This window comes from Streptomyces sp. NPDC097981 (assembly GCF_040302565.1).
Taxonomy (GTDB): Bacteria; Actinomycetota; Actinomycetes; order Streptomycetales; family Streptomycetaceae; genus Streptomyces.
In genome coordinates this window covers 1-15,608 of the sequence record NZ_JBEORW010000086.1, presented here as the reverse complement: position 1 = coordinate 15,608, position 15,608 = coordinate 1, and the positions used below count along the sequence as shown (strand labels likewise).

At 73.2% G+C, this 15,608-nt stretch carries 3 protein-coding genes; all 3 read right to left on the bottom strand.

Annotated elements, in window-relative coordinates; translation table 11 throughout:
• The coding region (locus ABTY04_RS38495) for a type I polyketide synthase (protein WP_352218092.1) at positions 1-1,637 on the bottom strand (1,637 nt) is incomplete at its 3' end.
• Positions 1,634-12,478 carry a type I polyketide synthase gene (locus ABTY04_RS38490; RefSeq protein ID WP_502996812.1) on the bottom strand — a complete coding sequence of 3,615 codons (10,845 nt, stop codon included), beginning with the start codon at positions 12,476-12,478 and terminating at the stop codon, positions 1,634-1,636. The genes ABTY04_RS38490 and ABTY04_RS38495, both read right to left, overlap by 4 nt.
• Positions 12,479-12,631: 153 nt before the next feature.
• Positions 12,632-15,608: type I polyketide synthase (locus ABTY04_RS38485; RefSeq protein ID WP_352218090.1), on the bottom strand; the 2,977-nt coding region annotated here is incomplete at its 5' end.

Below are 15,608 nucleotides of genomic sequence, written 5' to 3'. Positions count from 1 at the left end.
GACCGCAGCGCCTCCACCAGACCGGCGGAATCAGCCGCGACCACACTCGCCCGCGACTCGAAGTGCGAACGGTGCCGGGCAGCCGTCACCGCCACGTCAGCCAGCGGAAGCTCGGTGCGCCCGGAAGACAGCCAGTCCGCCCAACGGCCCGCCTGCTCCCGCAGCGCGGCCTCGTCGCGCCCGGAGACGACCACCGGAAGCGGTGCTGCTCCGGTCGGTTTGGCGGACGGGGCCTGGGTGGCCGTCGGAGGCTCCTCCAGCACCACGTGGGCGTTCGTACCACTCAGGCCGAAGGACGAGACGCCCGCGCGGCGGGTGCGCTCCGCGCCCCGCTCCCACGCACGCGCCTCGTTCAGCAGCTCGATCCCGCTGCTCTTCCACTCGATGTGCGGGCTGGGCTCCTCCGCGTGCAGGGTCTTCGGGAGCACGCCGTGCTCCAGCGCCAGCACCATCTTGATCACGCCGATGACACCGGCGGCCGCCTGCGCGTGCCCGATGTTGGACTTCGAAGAACCCAGGTAGACGGGCCGGTTCGCGGCCCGGTCGGGGCCGAAGACCTCGGCGAGCGCGCCCGCTTCGATCGGGTCGCCGAGCGGGGTGCCGGTTCCGTGCGCCTCGATCGCGTCGATGTCGGCGGGGGTCAGCCGGGCCGCTTCCAGGGCGTCGTGGATGACGCGCTGCTGCGAAGGACCGTTCGGGGCGGTCAGGCCCTGGCTGCGGCCGTCCTGGTTGACGGCGGAACCGCGGATGACGGCCAGGATCGGGTCGCCGTCACGCTGCGCGGCCGACAGCTTCTTCAGGACGATCACGCCGGCGCCCTCGGCCCAGCCGGCTCCGTCGGCGCTGGCCGAGAAGGACTTGCAGCGACCGTCCGCCGCCATGCCCTTCAGCCGGGAGAACTCCACGAACAGTGCCGGGGTGCTCATCACGGTCACGCCGCCGGCCAGCGCGAGCTCGCACTCGCCCTGCCGCAGGGCCTGGACGGCCAGGTGGATGGAGACGAGCGAGGAGGAGCAGGCGGTGTCGACGGTGACGGCCGGCCCCTGGAGGCCCAGCGTGTACGAGACGCGGCCGGAGACGACGCTGCTCGCGTTGCCGGTGCTGTACCCGTCGAGGGCGTTGAGGTCGTGGCCCTGCTGGTTGCCGTAGTCGGAGCTCATCGTGCCGAGGTAGACGCCCGTACGGCTCTCGCTGAGCGAGTCGGGGCGGACGCCGGCCCGTTCGAGGGCCTCCCACGAGGTTTCCAGGATCAGCCGCTGCTGCGGGTCCATCGACAGCGCCTCACGCGGCGCGATGCCGAAGAAAGGGGCGTCGAAGCCCTCGGCTCCGTCGATGAAACCGCCTTCGCGCGAGTAGCTCTTGCCGACGGCCTCCGGGTCGGGGTCGTAGACGCCGAGGCTGTCCCAGCGCGACGGCAGGCCGCCGACGGCGTCCCCGCCCGAGGCGAGCAGCTCCCAGAAGCCCTCGGGGGTGTCGATGCCGCCGGGGAGGCGGCAGGCCATCGACAGGACCGCGATCGGTTCAGTACGGGAGGCCCGCTCGGCGTTGAGTTCCTTCTCGGTCTCGACGAGCGCGTTCGCCGTGCGCCGCAGGTACGCCTCGAGCTTTTCCAGCTTCTCGACTTCGGACGCGCTCATTCACTCACTCCAAGCTTGCGATCCAGGAACTGAAGGAGGTCATCGGTGCTGTCGCCGCCGAGCTCCGCTTCGGTCTCGGCTTCGGCCGCTTCGGCCGGTCCGGACGCCGCCGAAGCCTTGACCAGGCCGTCGCGCAGGGCCAGCAGCCCGGCGGCCAGGCCCGGCTCCTCGAGTTGTTTCGGTGTCGCGGAACGCAGGAGTTCCACGAGGCTGTCGATCTGGTTCTTCGTCACACGCTGTCCGGTCCGTGCGGCTCCCCCGGCTCCGACGGCCAGCTTGTAGAGGAGCAGGCCGGCGATGGCGGTGGGCGTCGGGTAGTCGAAGGCGAGCGTGGAGGGCAGCGAGATGCCGGTCTCGGCGGAGAGGCGGCGGCGCAGCTCGACGGCCATCAGGGAGTCCATGCCGAGCTCCTTGAGGACCTGCTGCGCGCCGATGCCTGCGGTGCCGGAGGCGCCGAGGACCACGGCGGCCTCGCGCTGCACCAGCTGGGCGAGCCGCGGCAGTCGCTCGCCTTCCGGCAGGGCGGTCAGCTGCTCCCGCAGTCCGTTCGTACCGGTCGCCGACTCGCCGCCCGCGCGCTTGCGCGGCGCGCGCAGGAGGCCGCGCAGCAGGGCGGGCGCGTCGCCGCCGTTGTCCAGCTCGCGTTGCAGTGGCGTGAGTTCGAGGCGTACGGGGACCAGGTGCGGCTGGGCGGAAGCCAGGGCGGCGTCCATGGCCGCCAGGGCCTGCGGTTCGCTGAGCGCGGCGATGCCGCGCCTGCGCATGCGGGCGAGTTCGGCCTGGCCGAGGGTGGCGGTCAGACCGTGACCGGCCTGCTGCCACAGACCCCACGACAGGCTCGTCGCGGGAAGGCCGTTGGCACGGCGGTGGGCCGCCAGGGCGTCCAGGAAGGTGTTCGCCGCCGCGTAGTTGCTCTGACCCGCACCGCCGAGGACACCGGCAGCCGAGGAGAACAGGACGAACGCGGCCAGGTCCAGATCCTGCGTGAGCTCGTGGAGGTGGAGCGCCGCTTCCGCCTTCGGCTGCCAGACGCAGGCCAGACGCTCCGCGTCCTGCGAGACGAGCAGACCGTCGTCGAGTACGGCGGCCAGGTGGAACACCGCCGTCCAGGGGCGATCCGTATCCGCCAGCAGGGCTCCTGCCTGGGTGCGGTCGGAGACGTCGGCCGCGAGGATCCGTACGGTCTCGGCGCCGGCCGCCTCCAGTTCGGCGACAAGCTCAGGCGCTCCCGGAGCCTCCGGGCCGCGCCGGGACGTCAGGACCAAGTGCCGTACGCCGTGGACGGTGACGAGGTGACGGGCGACGGCCCGGCCCAGCTCACCGGTACCACCGGTCACCAGGACGGATCCGTCCGCCGCGAACTCCGGCAGCTCACCGCCCGTCTCCGCGCGCACCAGACGCGCCACCCGGATTTCGCCATCGCGTACCGCGAGCTCCGGCTCACCGGTGACGGACAGGGCCCGGGGCAGCAGGACGTCATCGGCTACCCCGTCGGGGCCGAGGTCGATGAGGCGGATCACGCGGTCGGCGTGCTCGGCGCGGGCCGCCCGGACCAGGCCCCACAGCGGGGCATGGGCCAGGTCGGCTACACCGTCGCCCGTGTCCACGGCCGAGCGGGTCACCCAGACGAGCTCGGTCGAGGCCAGCCGGGGTTCTGCGAGCAGACGCTGGAGCGTTCCGAGAGCGGATGCGGTCTGCTGCTGCGCGCCGTGCCCTATCCCTCGCGTCGCATCCAGTACCAGTCGAAGGGGTAGTTCGGCCCGCTCATCGATCTGGGCAAGGAGTACATCCACATCAGCCACATAGTCGGCGTCCAATGTTGCGAACATCCCGGCGTTGTCGCCGAGAATCCATGTGCCGCCGGCCGGGGCGTCCTCGTGCGCCAGCGCGCCGCGGGCGGCGAAGTCGACGCGGTAGAGGTGCTCGGCCCGCTCGCCTGCCCGGATCTGCTCGGCGCTCGCCTCACGGATCGCGAGGCCGCGGGCGCGGACGACGGGCTGCCCGGCCGGGTCGGCCACCCAGATGCGGGTGTTGGTGCGGGTGTCGTCGAGGTCGATGCGTACGCGGAGCTCGGTGGCACCGGCGGCGAGGAGTTCGACGCCGGTCCACTCGAACGGGAGCAGCACCTGCCGGTCGTTCGGGTCCTGGCCGCGTACGCCCATGAGGGTGTGGAGCGCGGCGTCGAGGAGGGCGGGGTGAACGCCGAAGTCGTCGGCGGTCAGGCCGTCGGGGAGACGGATGAGTCCGTACGCCGTGTCGCCCTTGCGCCAGAGCTCGGTCAGGCCCTGGAACGCGGGCCCGTAGTCCAGGCCGCGGGCGCGGAATCCCTCGTAGAAACCGTCGAGATCGACGGACTCGGCGCCCGGGACCGGCCACTGCGCCAGCTCGGCGAACGTGTCGCCCTCGGCGGGGGCGGGTACCTCTGCGGATTCCGCGAGTTCGCCGGTGGCGTGACGGCGCCATCCGGAGTCGGAGAGCTCGTCCGGGCGGCTGTACACGGTGACCGGGCGGCGGCCGGCGGCGTCGGACGGGCCGACCACCACCTGAAGCCGGAGGACCGAGTCCCCGCTCAGGGTCAGCGGCTCCAGCAGGGTGAGTTCCCCGACCGACTCCGCGCCGACGTGGTGGGCGGCGGTGAGGGCCAGTTCGAGCAGGCCGGTGCCGGGGACGAGGACGGTGCCGAAGGCCGCGTGCTGCGCCAGCCAGGGGTGCTCGGCGAGGGAGATCCGGCCGGTGAATACGTGTCCTTCGCCGTCGGCCAGGGCGGTGACCGCGCCGAGCCACGGGTGGTCGGGGACATCGAGGCCGACCGAGCGGACGTTGCTGGTGGGCTTGGCGGTCTCGAGCCAGTAGTGCTCGCGCTGGAAGGCGTAGGTGGGGAGCGGTACGAGGTCTCCGGTGCCGGTGGTGGTTCCGAGGACGCGGTCCCAGTTCAGGGCGTGGCCCTGGACGTGGAGGAGGCCGAGGTTGCGCAGCAGCTGGGCCGGCTCGCCGTGCTGACGGGCGAGGGAGCCGACGACGATCCCGCCGCGCTCCGCACTGCCGTCGGTCAACGGCATGGACAGGACGGGGTGAGCACTGATCTCGACGAAAACGCCGTGACCGTCGTCCAGGAGCTGGTTCAGGGCTCGGTCGAAGCGGACCGGTTCGCGCAGGTTCCGGCACCAGTACGTGCCGTCGAGCTCGGTGCCGTCGGCGACCTGGCCGGTCACCGTCGAGTACAGGGCGATGTCGGTCCGGGACGGAACCAGGCCCTCGAAGCCCTGTGCCAGAGCGGGCAGAAGGGCGTCCATCTGGGCGTTGTGGGACGCGTAGTCCACATTGATCTTGCGTGCGTAGACGTTCTGCTCGGAGAGCTCCGCGACGATCTCGGTGATCGCGTCCGCCTTGCCGGAGATGATCGTCGAACCGGTGGTGTTGACCGCGGCCACCGACAGGGCGTCACCGTAGGGGGCGAGGAATCCTTCCACCTCGGCCACCGGACGCTCGATCAGAGCCATACCGCCCTGACCCGCACAAGCAAGAACCGCCTGCGAGCGCTGGGCCACGATCTGCGAGCCCTGCTCCAGAGTGAGAGCACCGCTCACGACAGCGGCGACTACCTCACCCTGCGAATGACCCACCACCGCGGAGGGCTCCACACCCAGCGAACGCCACAGCGCCGACAGGCCGACCCCCATGGCGAACAGAGCGGGCTGGACCACGTCCACCCGGTCGAACGGCGGGTGGTCACCCTCCTCACCGGCGAGCACCTCACGCACCGACCAACCCGTGTGCGGACGCAGAGCGGCGTCACACGCGTCGACGGCTTCCGCGAACACGGCACTGGAGGCCAGGAGTTCCCGGCCCATGCCCACCCACTGCGAGCCCTGACCCGGGTACACGAAGACGACCTTCCCGCGCTCGCGCGCGGCCCCGGTCACCACCGCCTCGTGGGAGTCGCCCTCGGCCAGCGCGCGCAGCGCCTCCACCAGACCGGCGGAATCCGCGGCCACGACACTGGCCCGCGACTCGAAGTGCGAACGGTGGCGGGCGGCAGTGATCGCCACGTCAGCGAGCGGGACCTCGTCGCGCGCGGACAGCCAGTCCGCCCAACGGCCCGCCTGCTCGCGCAGCGCAGCCTCGTCACGGCCGGAGACGACCACCGGAAGCGGTGCATCCGCGGCGGCCACGGCGCCCGGCACGGGAGTCGCCGCGGGCGGCTCCTCCACGATCACGTGGGCGTTCGTACCGCTCAGGCCGAAGGACGAGACGCCCGCACGGCGGGTGCGCCGCGCGCCCCGCTCCCACGGGCGCGCCTCGCTCAGCAGTTCGAGGCCGCTGCCGTCCCATGCGATGTGCGGGCTGGGCTCGTCGGCATAGAGGGTCTTGGGCAGGGTCTCGTGCTGGAGGGCGAGGATCATCTTGATCACGCCGACCACGCCCGCGGCAGCCTGCGCGTGCCCGATGTTCGACTTGGAGGAGCCGAGGTAGACGGGCCGGTCCTCCTCCCGGTCGGGCCCGAAGACCTCGGCGAGCGCGCCCGCCTCGATCGGGTCGCCCAGCGAGGTGCCCGTACCGTGCGCCTCGATCGCGTCGATGTCGGCGGGGGTCAGGCGCGCCGCTTCCAGGGCTTCCTGGACCACCCGCTGCTGCGAGGGGCCGTTCGGCGCGGTCAGGCCCTGGCTGCGGCCGTCCTGGTTGACGGCGGAGCCGCGGATCACGGCCAGGACGTCGTCCCCGTCTCGCTCGGCGGCGGACAGCCGCTTGAGGACGAGGATGCCGACGCCTTCGGCCCAGCCGGCGCCGTCGGCCTGTGCCGAGAAGGACTTGCAGCGGCCGTCCGGAGCCATGCCCTTCAGACGGGAGAACTCCACGAAGAGAGCGGGAGTGTTCATGACGGTGACACCGCCGACGAGGGCGAGTTCGCACTCGCCCTGGCGCAGGGCGCCCGCCGCGAGGTGCAGGGCCACCAGGGAAGAGGAGCAGGCGGTGTCGACGGTGACGGCCGGGCCCTGGAGGCCCAGCGCGTACGAGACGCGGCCGGAGACGACGCTGGAGGCGTAGCCCGTGCTGGTGTAGCCGTCGAGGGCGTCCAGATCGTGGCCCATGTGCCCGTAGTCGGAGGTCATGGCTCCGAGGTACACGCCGGTGCGGCTCTCGCTGAGCGAGTCGGGGCGGATGCCGGCCCGTTCCAGGGCCTCCCACGAGGTCTCCAGGACCAGGCGCTGCTGCGGGTCCATGGAGACGGCCTCGCGCGGCGAGATGCCGAAGAACGAGGCGTCGAAACGCTCGACGTCCGCGATGAAGCCGCCTTCGCGCGAGTAGCTCTTGCCGACGGCCTCCGGGTCGGGGTCGTAGACGCCGAGGCTGTCCCAGCGCGACGGCAGGCCGCCGACGGCGTCCCCGCCGGAGGCGAGCAGCTCCCAGAAGCCCTCGGGGGTGTCGATGCCGCCGGGGAGGCGGCAGGCCATCGATACGACGGCGATCGGGTCGTCGGCCGCCGGGGCGGGAGCGTGGCGGCGGGTGTTCGGCTTCTGGTTCTGCTTGGACTTGCCGGTCGTCAGATCCAGCTTGTCGAGGAGCAGGCCGGCGATGGCCGTGGGTGTCGGATAGTCGAAAGCGAGCGTGGAGGGCAGCGCCACCCCGCTCTCGGAGGACAGCCTGCGCCGCAGCTCGACGGCCATCAGCGAGTCGATGCCGAGCTCCTTGAGAACCTGCTGCGCGCCGATCCCGTCGGCGGTCGCAACGCCCAGGACCACGGCCGCCTCACGCTGCACCAGCCGGACCAACGACGACAGCCGCTCGGCCGCCGGCTGCGCCGCCAGCCGGTCGCGCAGCCCGGTCGGCGTGCCGCCGGACTGCCCGGCCCGCTGGCGGCGGGCGCGCAGCAGGCCCCGGAACAGGGCCGGAACGGCCCCGCCCCCGTCCAGCTCGCGCTGGAGCGAGGTGAGTTCGAGGCGTACGGGGACCAGGTGCGGCCGGGCCGAAGCCAGCGCCGCGTCCATGGCCGCCAGGCCCTGCGCTTCGCTCAGTGCCGCGACGCCCTGGCGGCGGAGCCGGGCGAGTTCGGCCTGCCCGAGGGTGGCGGTCAGACCCTGGCCGGCCTGCTGCCACAGACCCCACGACAGGCTCGTCGCAGGAAGACCGTCGGCCCGGCGGCGAGCTGCCAGGGCGTCCAGGAAGGTGTTCGCCGCCGCGTAGTTGCTCTGACCCGCACCACCGAGGACACCGGCAGCGGAAGAGAAGAGAACGAACGCGGCAAGGTCCAGGCCCTGCGTCAGCTCGTGCAGGTGGAGCGCGGCCTCGGCCTTCGGCTGCCAGACACGCGCCAGACGCTCCGCGTCCTGCGAGACCAGCAAACCGTCGTCGAGTACGGCCGCCAGGTGGAACACGCCCGTCCAGGGACGGTCCGAGCCCGCGAGCAAGCCAGTGACCTGCGCACGGTCGGCGACATCCGCCGCCACGATCCGCACCGTCTCGGCGCCGGCGGCCTCCAACTCGGCCACCAGCTCCGCAGCCCCCGGAGCGTCCGGGCCGCGCCGCGACGTCAGCACGAGATGACGTACGCCGTGCACGCTCACCAGGTGATGGGACACGGCCCGACCCAGCTCACCCGTACCACCCGTCACCAGGACGGATCCGTCCGACGCGAACTCCGGCAGCTCCCCGCCGGACTCCGCACGCACCAGACGCGCCACCCGGATCTCACCCCCGCGCACCGCCAGCTCCGGCTCACCGGTGACCGACAGGGCGCGCGCCACGTCCGCCGCCACGGCGGTCGGCTCGGCGTCGATGTCGACGAGGCGGATCACCCGGTCGGCGTGCTCGCTGCGGGCCGTGCGCAGCAGGCCCCACAGGCCCGCGCGGACGAGATCGTGTACGGGGCCGTCGGCGTGCACCGCGCCCCGGGTCAGCCAGATCAGCTCGGTCTGTTCGAGGCGGGGCTCGGCGAGCAGGCGTTGCAGCAGCTCCAGCCCGGCGGTGGCCTCGCCGAGGGCCGTCGCGCCGACCAGGCTCGTCGCGTCGACGAGGAGGCGGTCCGGGGCGTCCGCGTCGGCGTCGAGGTCGGAGAGGGCGGTGAGGAGAGCGTCCGCATCCGGGTGGGCGGCGGCGAAGCCGAGCGTGTCGTCACCCAGGACCCAGGTCAGACCCTGAGGCGCTTCCTCCAGCACGGGCGGGGCCTGGAAGGCCACCTGGTAGAGGTGGTCGACGGTCTCGGTGACCTTGAGCTGCTCGGCGCCGGCGGCGCGCAGCTGGAGACCGTCGGCGTGAGCGACGGGCCGGCCGGCCGGGTCGGTGGCGGTGACGCGCACGCGGTTCTGCCGGGGGTCGAGTTCGACGCGTACGCGCAGCTCGGTGGCTCCGGCGGCGAGCAGCTCGACGCCCGTCCACTCGAACGGGAGCAGGGCCTGCGAGCCGTCGGCGCCGGTGTCCGTGCCGGTGTCCGTGTCCTGGACGCCGACCAGGGCGTGCAGGGCCGCGTCGAGGAGTGCGGGGTGAATGCCGAACTCGTCGGCATTCAGCCCCTCCGGCAGCTGGACCCGGGCGTACGCGGTGTCGCCGGCGCGGTGGAGCTCGGTCAGGCCCTGGAAGGCGGGGCCGTAGTCGAGGCCGCGGGCGCGGAGTCGGTCGTAGAAGCCGTCGAGGTCGACGGGCTGGGTGCCCGCGACCGGCCACTGGGCCAGCTCGGCGAACGTGTCGCCGTCGGCGGTCGGGGCGTGGGAGAGGGAGCCGGCCGCGTGCCGGCGCCACGGGGCGTCGTCGGCGGCGTTCTCCGGGAGGCTGTAGACCGCGACGGGCCGGCGGCCGGTGCCGTCGGGGGCGCCGACGGCGACCTGGAGGCGGATCGCCCCGTCCGTGCCGAGCAGCAGCGGCTCGGTGAGGACGAGTTCGGAGACACCGGGGGCGCCCACGTGGTGGGCGGCGGTGAGGACGAGCTCGAGCAGGCCGGTGCCGGGGACGAGCGGCGTACCGAAGGCCGCGTGCTCCCGGAGCCAGGGGTACTGCGCGGAGGAGAGCCGGCCGGTGAAGAGGTATCCCTCGCCGTCGGCCAGCGCGGTGGCCGCGCCGAGCCAGGGGTGTGCCGAGGCGGTGAGGCCCAGCGAGCGGACGTCGCCTGCCCGCTCGTCGGACTCGAGCCAGTAGCGCTCGCGCTGGAAGGCGTAGGTGGGAAGCGGTACGAGGGTTCCCGTGCCGGTTCCGAGGACATGGTCCCACTTCAGCTGGTGGCCCTGGACGTGGAGGAGGCCGAGGTTGCGGAGCAACTGGGCCGGCTCCCCGTGCCGGCGGGCGAGGGAGCCGACGACGATGCCGCCGCGCTCCGCGCTGCCGTCGGTCAGCGGCATGGACAGCACCGGATGCGCCGAGATCTCGACGAACACGCCGTGGCCGTCCTCCAGGAGCCGGTCGAGGGCACGGTCGAAGCGGACCGGCTCGCGCAGGTTGCGGCACCAGTACGCGCCGTCCAGGTCCGTGCCGGCGGCGACCTGGCCGGTGACGGTGGAGTAGAAGGCGATGTCCGTGCCGGTCGGGACGATCCCCTCGAACCCGGCGGCGAGACCGGGGAGGAGGGGGTCCATCTGGGCGTTGTGGGAGGCGTAGTCCACATTGATCTTGCGGGCGTAGACGTTCCGCTCCGACAGCTCCGCCACGATCTTCACGATCGCCTCGGCCTGACCCGAGATCACCGTCGAGCCGGCCGTGTTCACCGCTGCGACGGACAGCACGTCACCGTACGGAGCGATGAGCTCGACGACCTCGGCCACCGGGCGCTCGATCAGGGCCATACCACCCTGGCCGGCGCAGGCGAGAACCGCCTGGGAGCGCTGGGCGACGATCAGCGAGCCCTGCTCCAGAGTGAGAGCACCGCTCACCACGCCGGCGACGACCTCACCCTGCGAGTGACCCACTACCGCAGAAGGCTCCACACCCAGCGAACGCCAGACGGCGGAGAGACCGACTCCCATGGCGAACAGGGCCGGCTGGACCACGTCCACCCGGTCGAACGGCGGGTGATCACCCTCCTCTCCAGCGAGGACCTCGCGCACCGACCAGCCCGTGAACGGCCGCAGCGCGGCATCACACGCGTCGATCGTCTCCGCGAAGACCGCGTTGGAGGCGAGCAGTTCACGGCCCATCCCCACCCACTGGCTGCCCTGCCCCGGGTAGACGAAGACGACCTTGCCGCGGCGCGCGGCCGAGCCCGTCACCACCGCGTCGTGCGCAGTCCCCTCAGCCAGCGACCGCAGCGCCTCCACCAGACCCTCGGAGTCCGCGGCCACGACACTGGCCCGGGACTCGAACTGCGAACGGTGCCGGGCGGCGGTGACCGCGATGTCGGCGAGCGGGACCTCGGTGCCGTGCGTCGACAGCCAGTCCGCCCAGCGGCCCGCCTGCTCCCGCAGCGCGGCCTCGTCACGGCCGGAGACGGCCACCGGAAGCGGGCCGGCCGACAGGCTGGCGGCAGCCGGTTCGGCGGCCTCCCGGGCCGGGGCCTCCTCCAGCACCACGTGGGCGTTCGTCCCGCTCAGGCCGAACGATGAGACGCCGGCGCGGCGGGTGCGCTCGGCGCCCCGCTCCCACGCACGCGCCTCGTTCAGCAGTTCCAGGCCGCTGGTGTCCCACTCGATCAGCGGGGTCGGGTCCTCGGCGTGCAGGGTCTTGGGGAGCAGGCCGTGCTCCAGCGCCAGCACCATCTTGATCACGCCGATGACACCGGCCGCCGCCTGCGCGTGCCCGATGTTCGACTTCGAGGAGCCGAGCCAGACCGGCCGGTCCGCCTCGCGTCCCGGGCCGAAGACCTCGGCGAGCGCGCCCGCCTCGATCGGGTCGCCGAGCGAGGTTCCGGTGCCGTGCGCCTCGACCGCGTCGATGTCGGCCGGCGTCAGCCGGGCGGCGGCCAGTGCGTCCTGGATCACCCGCTGCTGCGAGGGGCCGTTGGGGGCGGTGAGGCCCTGGCTGCGGCCGTCCTGGTTGACGGCGGAGCCGCGGATCACGGCCAGGACGCGGTCGCCGTCGCGCTGCGCGGACGACAGCCGCTTGAGGGCGATCACGCCGACGCCCTCGGCCCAGCCCGCGCCGTCGGCGCCCGCCGAGAAGGACTTGCAGCGGCCGTCGGCCGCCATGCCCTTCAGCCGGGAGAACTCCACGAAGAGGGAGGGGGCGCTCATGATGGTGACGCCGCCCGCGAGGGCGAGTTCGCACTCGCCCTGCCGCAGGGCCTGCACCGCGAGGTGCAGGGCGACCAGCGAGGAGGAGCAGGCGGTGTCGACGGTGACGGCCGGGCCCTGGAGGCCCAGCGCGTACGAGACGCGGCCGGAGACGACGCTGGAGGCCTTGCCCGTGCTGACGTAGCCGTCGAGGGCGTCCAGATCGCGGCCCAGGTGGCCGTAGTCGGAGCTCATGGTGCCGAGGTAGACGCCGGTCCGGCTCTCCATCAGCGAGTCCGGGCGGATCCCGGCCCGCTCCAGGGCCTCCCACGAGGTCTCCAGGACCAGGCGCTGCTGCGGGTCCATCGAGACGGCCTCGCGCGGCGAGATGCCGAAGAAGGAGGCGTCGAAGTGCTCGGCGCCGTCGAGGAATCCGCCGTCCTGGGAGTACGTCTTGCCGACGGCCTCGGGATCGGGGTCGTACAGGTCCAGGCCGGTCCAGCGCGAGGGCAGACCGCCGACGGCGTCACCGCCGGAGGCGAGCAGCTCCCAGAAGCCCTCCGGGGTGTCGATCCCGCCAGGGAGCCGACAGGCCATCGACACGACCGCGATCGGCTCGGACTGCTTCGCCTCGAGGTCCGCCGCGCGCTTCTGCAACGCGCGGATCGCGGGCAGTGCAGCCTGCATCCGGTCCTGGTTTGTATTCGACACCATCGAGCGCCTCTCTGCGCGGCCACCGCAAGCTGATCCGGTCCCCCGTGGACACAACACGGAGACCGGATCAGCCAATCGCCAAACACTTGAGCCCGGGTCAACGAGACCTGGTGTGGCCGGTGGCGGGGCTCGGAGGCCTTGGTGCGGGGGCTAGTCGAGGCCGAATCCCCCGGCGGCGAACAGGGCGTCGAGCTCGGCGTTGAGGTCCTCGACGGACCGTTCGCCGTCGTCCGCCGTGCCGTCGATCCCGAGGTCGATGCCGGTGTCGATGCCGGTGGCGGTGCCGGCCGGCAGGCCGAGGTCCGCGATCGCCGCGGTACCCACGGCCGCAGCCGCCACCGAAGCCGCCACCGGTGCCGGTACCGACGCCGGAGCCGGGAGGTCCAGCCGGCCGAGGATGAGCCGTGTGATGTGCTCGGGCGTCGGGTGGTCGAAGGCGAGGGTCGCGGGCAGCGGCACCCCGCTCTCGGTCGCCAGGCGCCGGCGCAGCTCGACCGCCATCAGCGAGTCGAGGCCGAGCCCCTTGAGCACTTCCTGCGGGGAGAGGGAACCGGTCGAGGTCAGGCCCAGTACGGCGGCCACCTCGCGCAGCACCAGCTCCGTCACCAGGTCGGCCCGCTGGTCCTCGGGCACCGCCAGCAGCCGCTCCCGAAGACCGGCCGGCCCGCCGGAGACGGCGGCCGGGGCCTCGGCACGGCGCGGCCGGGCCCGTACGAGGGACCGGAACAGGGCGGGCGCGGGCCTGCCCTGGTCCACCTCGCTCTGCGCGGCCCGCAGGTCGAGCTGCAGGGGGACGAAGTTGCCGGCCGGACGGGCGAGCGCCGCGTCCAGCAGGTCCAGGCCGTGCTCGAAGCTGAGCGGGGCGATGCCCTGGCGGCGCATCCGGTCCAGTTCCGTCGTGCCCAGGTGCGAGGTCATGCCCACCCCGGCCTGGTGCCACAGGCCCCAGGCGAGGCTGGTGACCGGGCGTCCCTCGGCCCGGCGGTGGGCCGCGTACGCGTCGAGGCAGGCGTTGGCCGCGCCGTAGATGCCCTGCCCCGCCGTGCCGACGGTGCCGGCGGCGGAGGAGAAGAACACGAAGGCGGCGAGGTCCAGGCCCAAGTCGGCGGTCAGCTCGTCGAGGTGGACGGCGCCGCTCATCTTGGGCTCCATCACATGAGCGAGCCGCTGTGCGTCCTGGCCGAGGAGGACACCGTCGTCCAGGACGCCCGCGAGGTGCAGGACCGCCGTCCAGGGCCGACCCTCCTCAGCAACGCCGAGCACCTTCTCCACGTCATCGCGACGACCGACATCACAGGCCTCTACCCGCACGCATTCAGCGCCTTCTTCCTTGAGCTGGTGTATGAGTTCCGCGGCTCCGGGCGCCTCGGCGCCGCGCCGTGAGGTGAGTACGAGGTGCCGAACGCCGTGCCGGCGGACCAGATGGCGGGCGACCTCGCGGCCGAGCTCCCCGACGCCGCCCGTGATCAGGACGGTGCCCTGCGGATCGAGTGTGCGGATCTCGCCTGTGGCGGTGCCCGTGCCGGTGGTGGTGGGCCGGTCGGCCATGACCAGGCGGGCGGCCAGCAGCTGTCCGCCGCGCAGGGCAAGTTCCGGCTCGTCGGCGCAGGCCAGGGCGGTCTCGACGGCGTCCTTGGTGGTCTCCTGGCCGAGGTCCACCAGGCGCAGGCTCTGGCCGGGGTGTTCGGCGCGGGCGGACCTGACCAGGCCCCACAGGGGTGCGTAGGCGAGTCCGTCGAGCAGGTCGCCTTCGGCGGCGCCGACGCTGCCGCGGGTGACGAAGACGAGTTCGCTGCCGGCTAGCCGCTCGTCGGCCAGCAGGGCCTGGAGCAGGACGAGTGCGTACTCGCCGCCGCGGAACACGGCCTCGGACGGGCTCATGGCGGGCGCCCGGCCGGTCGTGTCCACGACGATCCGGGCGGGTGCCGGGCCGCCCGCGGCCAGCCGGACGGACAGGGCGTCGACGCCGGACACCGCCTCGATGCCGAGCAGCGAGGCGAGTTCCCCGGTGCCGCCGACCACGAGGTCGGCCGTGCGGCGGCCGGAGGTCGCGGCGGCCGCCGGTACGGGCTGGAAGGCCAGCCGGTGCAGGTCCTGGGCGCCGGTGGAACGGGCGGCGCGCAGCTGGTCCGCGGTGGCCCGCCGCAGGTGGAGCGCCCCGACGCGGACGACGGGCGAGCCCGCCGCGTCGGCGGCCCAGACCTGGACGGACTGGCCGGCGGCGGACTGCTCGACGTCGATGCGGACGCGGAGCTCGCCGCTGCCGGCCGCGAACAGCTCGACGTCCGTCCACTCGAACGGCAGCAGCGCGCCTTCGGGTTCGTCCTGTCCCGCCGTCGCGCCCTTCATCACGTGCAGGGCGGTGTCGAGCAGGGCCGGGTGCACGTTGTACTCGGCGCCCGCGGCCGGGTCGGGGAGACGTACGAGTCCGTACGCCGTGCTGCCCTTGCGCCAGAGTTCGGTCAGGCCCCGGAAGGCCGGGCCGTAGTCGATGCCCTGGGCGCCGAAGCGGTCGTAGAAACCGTCGAGGCCGACCTGCTCGGCGCCGGCCACCGGCCAGCTCTGGAGCTCGGCGAACCCGTCCGGGGTGCCGGGGGCATCCGGGCCGGCGGGGTCGAGCAGCAGATCGCCGCTCGCGTGGCGGGTCCAGGCGCGGCCGGGAGCGTCGGGGCGGCTGTGGAGGGTGATCGGGCGGCGTCCGTCGTGCGGGGCACCCACGGTGATCTGGAGGCGTACGGCGTCCTCGATCACCAGCGGCTCGGCGAGGGTGAGTTCGGCGATGCCGACGGCCCCGGTCTCGTGGGCGGCGGCCGTGGCCAGTTCGAGCAGGCCGGTGCCGGGGACGATGACCGAGCCGAAGACGCCGTGGTCGCGCAGCCAGGGCTGGTCGGTGAGCGAGAGGCGGCCGGTGAAGACGTGGCCGTCGGCGTCGGCGAGTTCGATGCCCGCGCCGAGCCAGGGGTGCCGGGAGGCTTCGAGGCCCAGGGAACCGGCGTCACCTGAGGCCTGGGTGACGGGGAGCCAGAAGTGCTCGCGCTGGAAGGCGTACGAGGGGAGCTGTACGAGGCTTGCGGTGCCGAGGACCCGGTCCCAGTCGAGGTCGTGGCCCTGGACGTGGAGGAGGCCG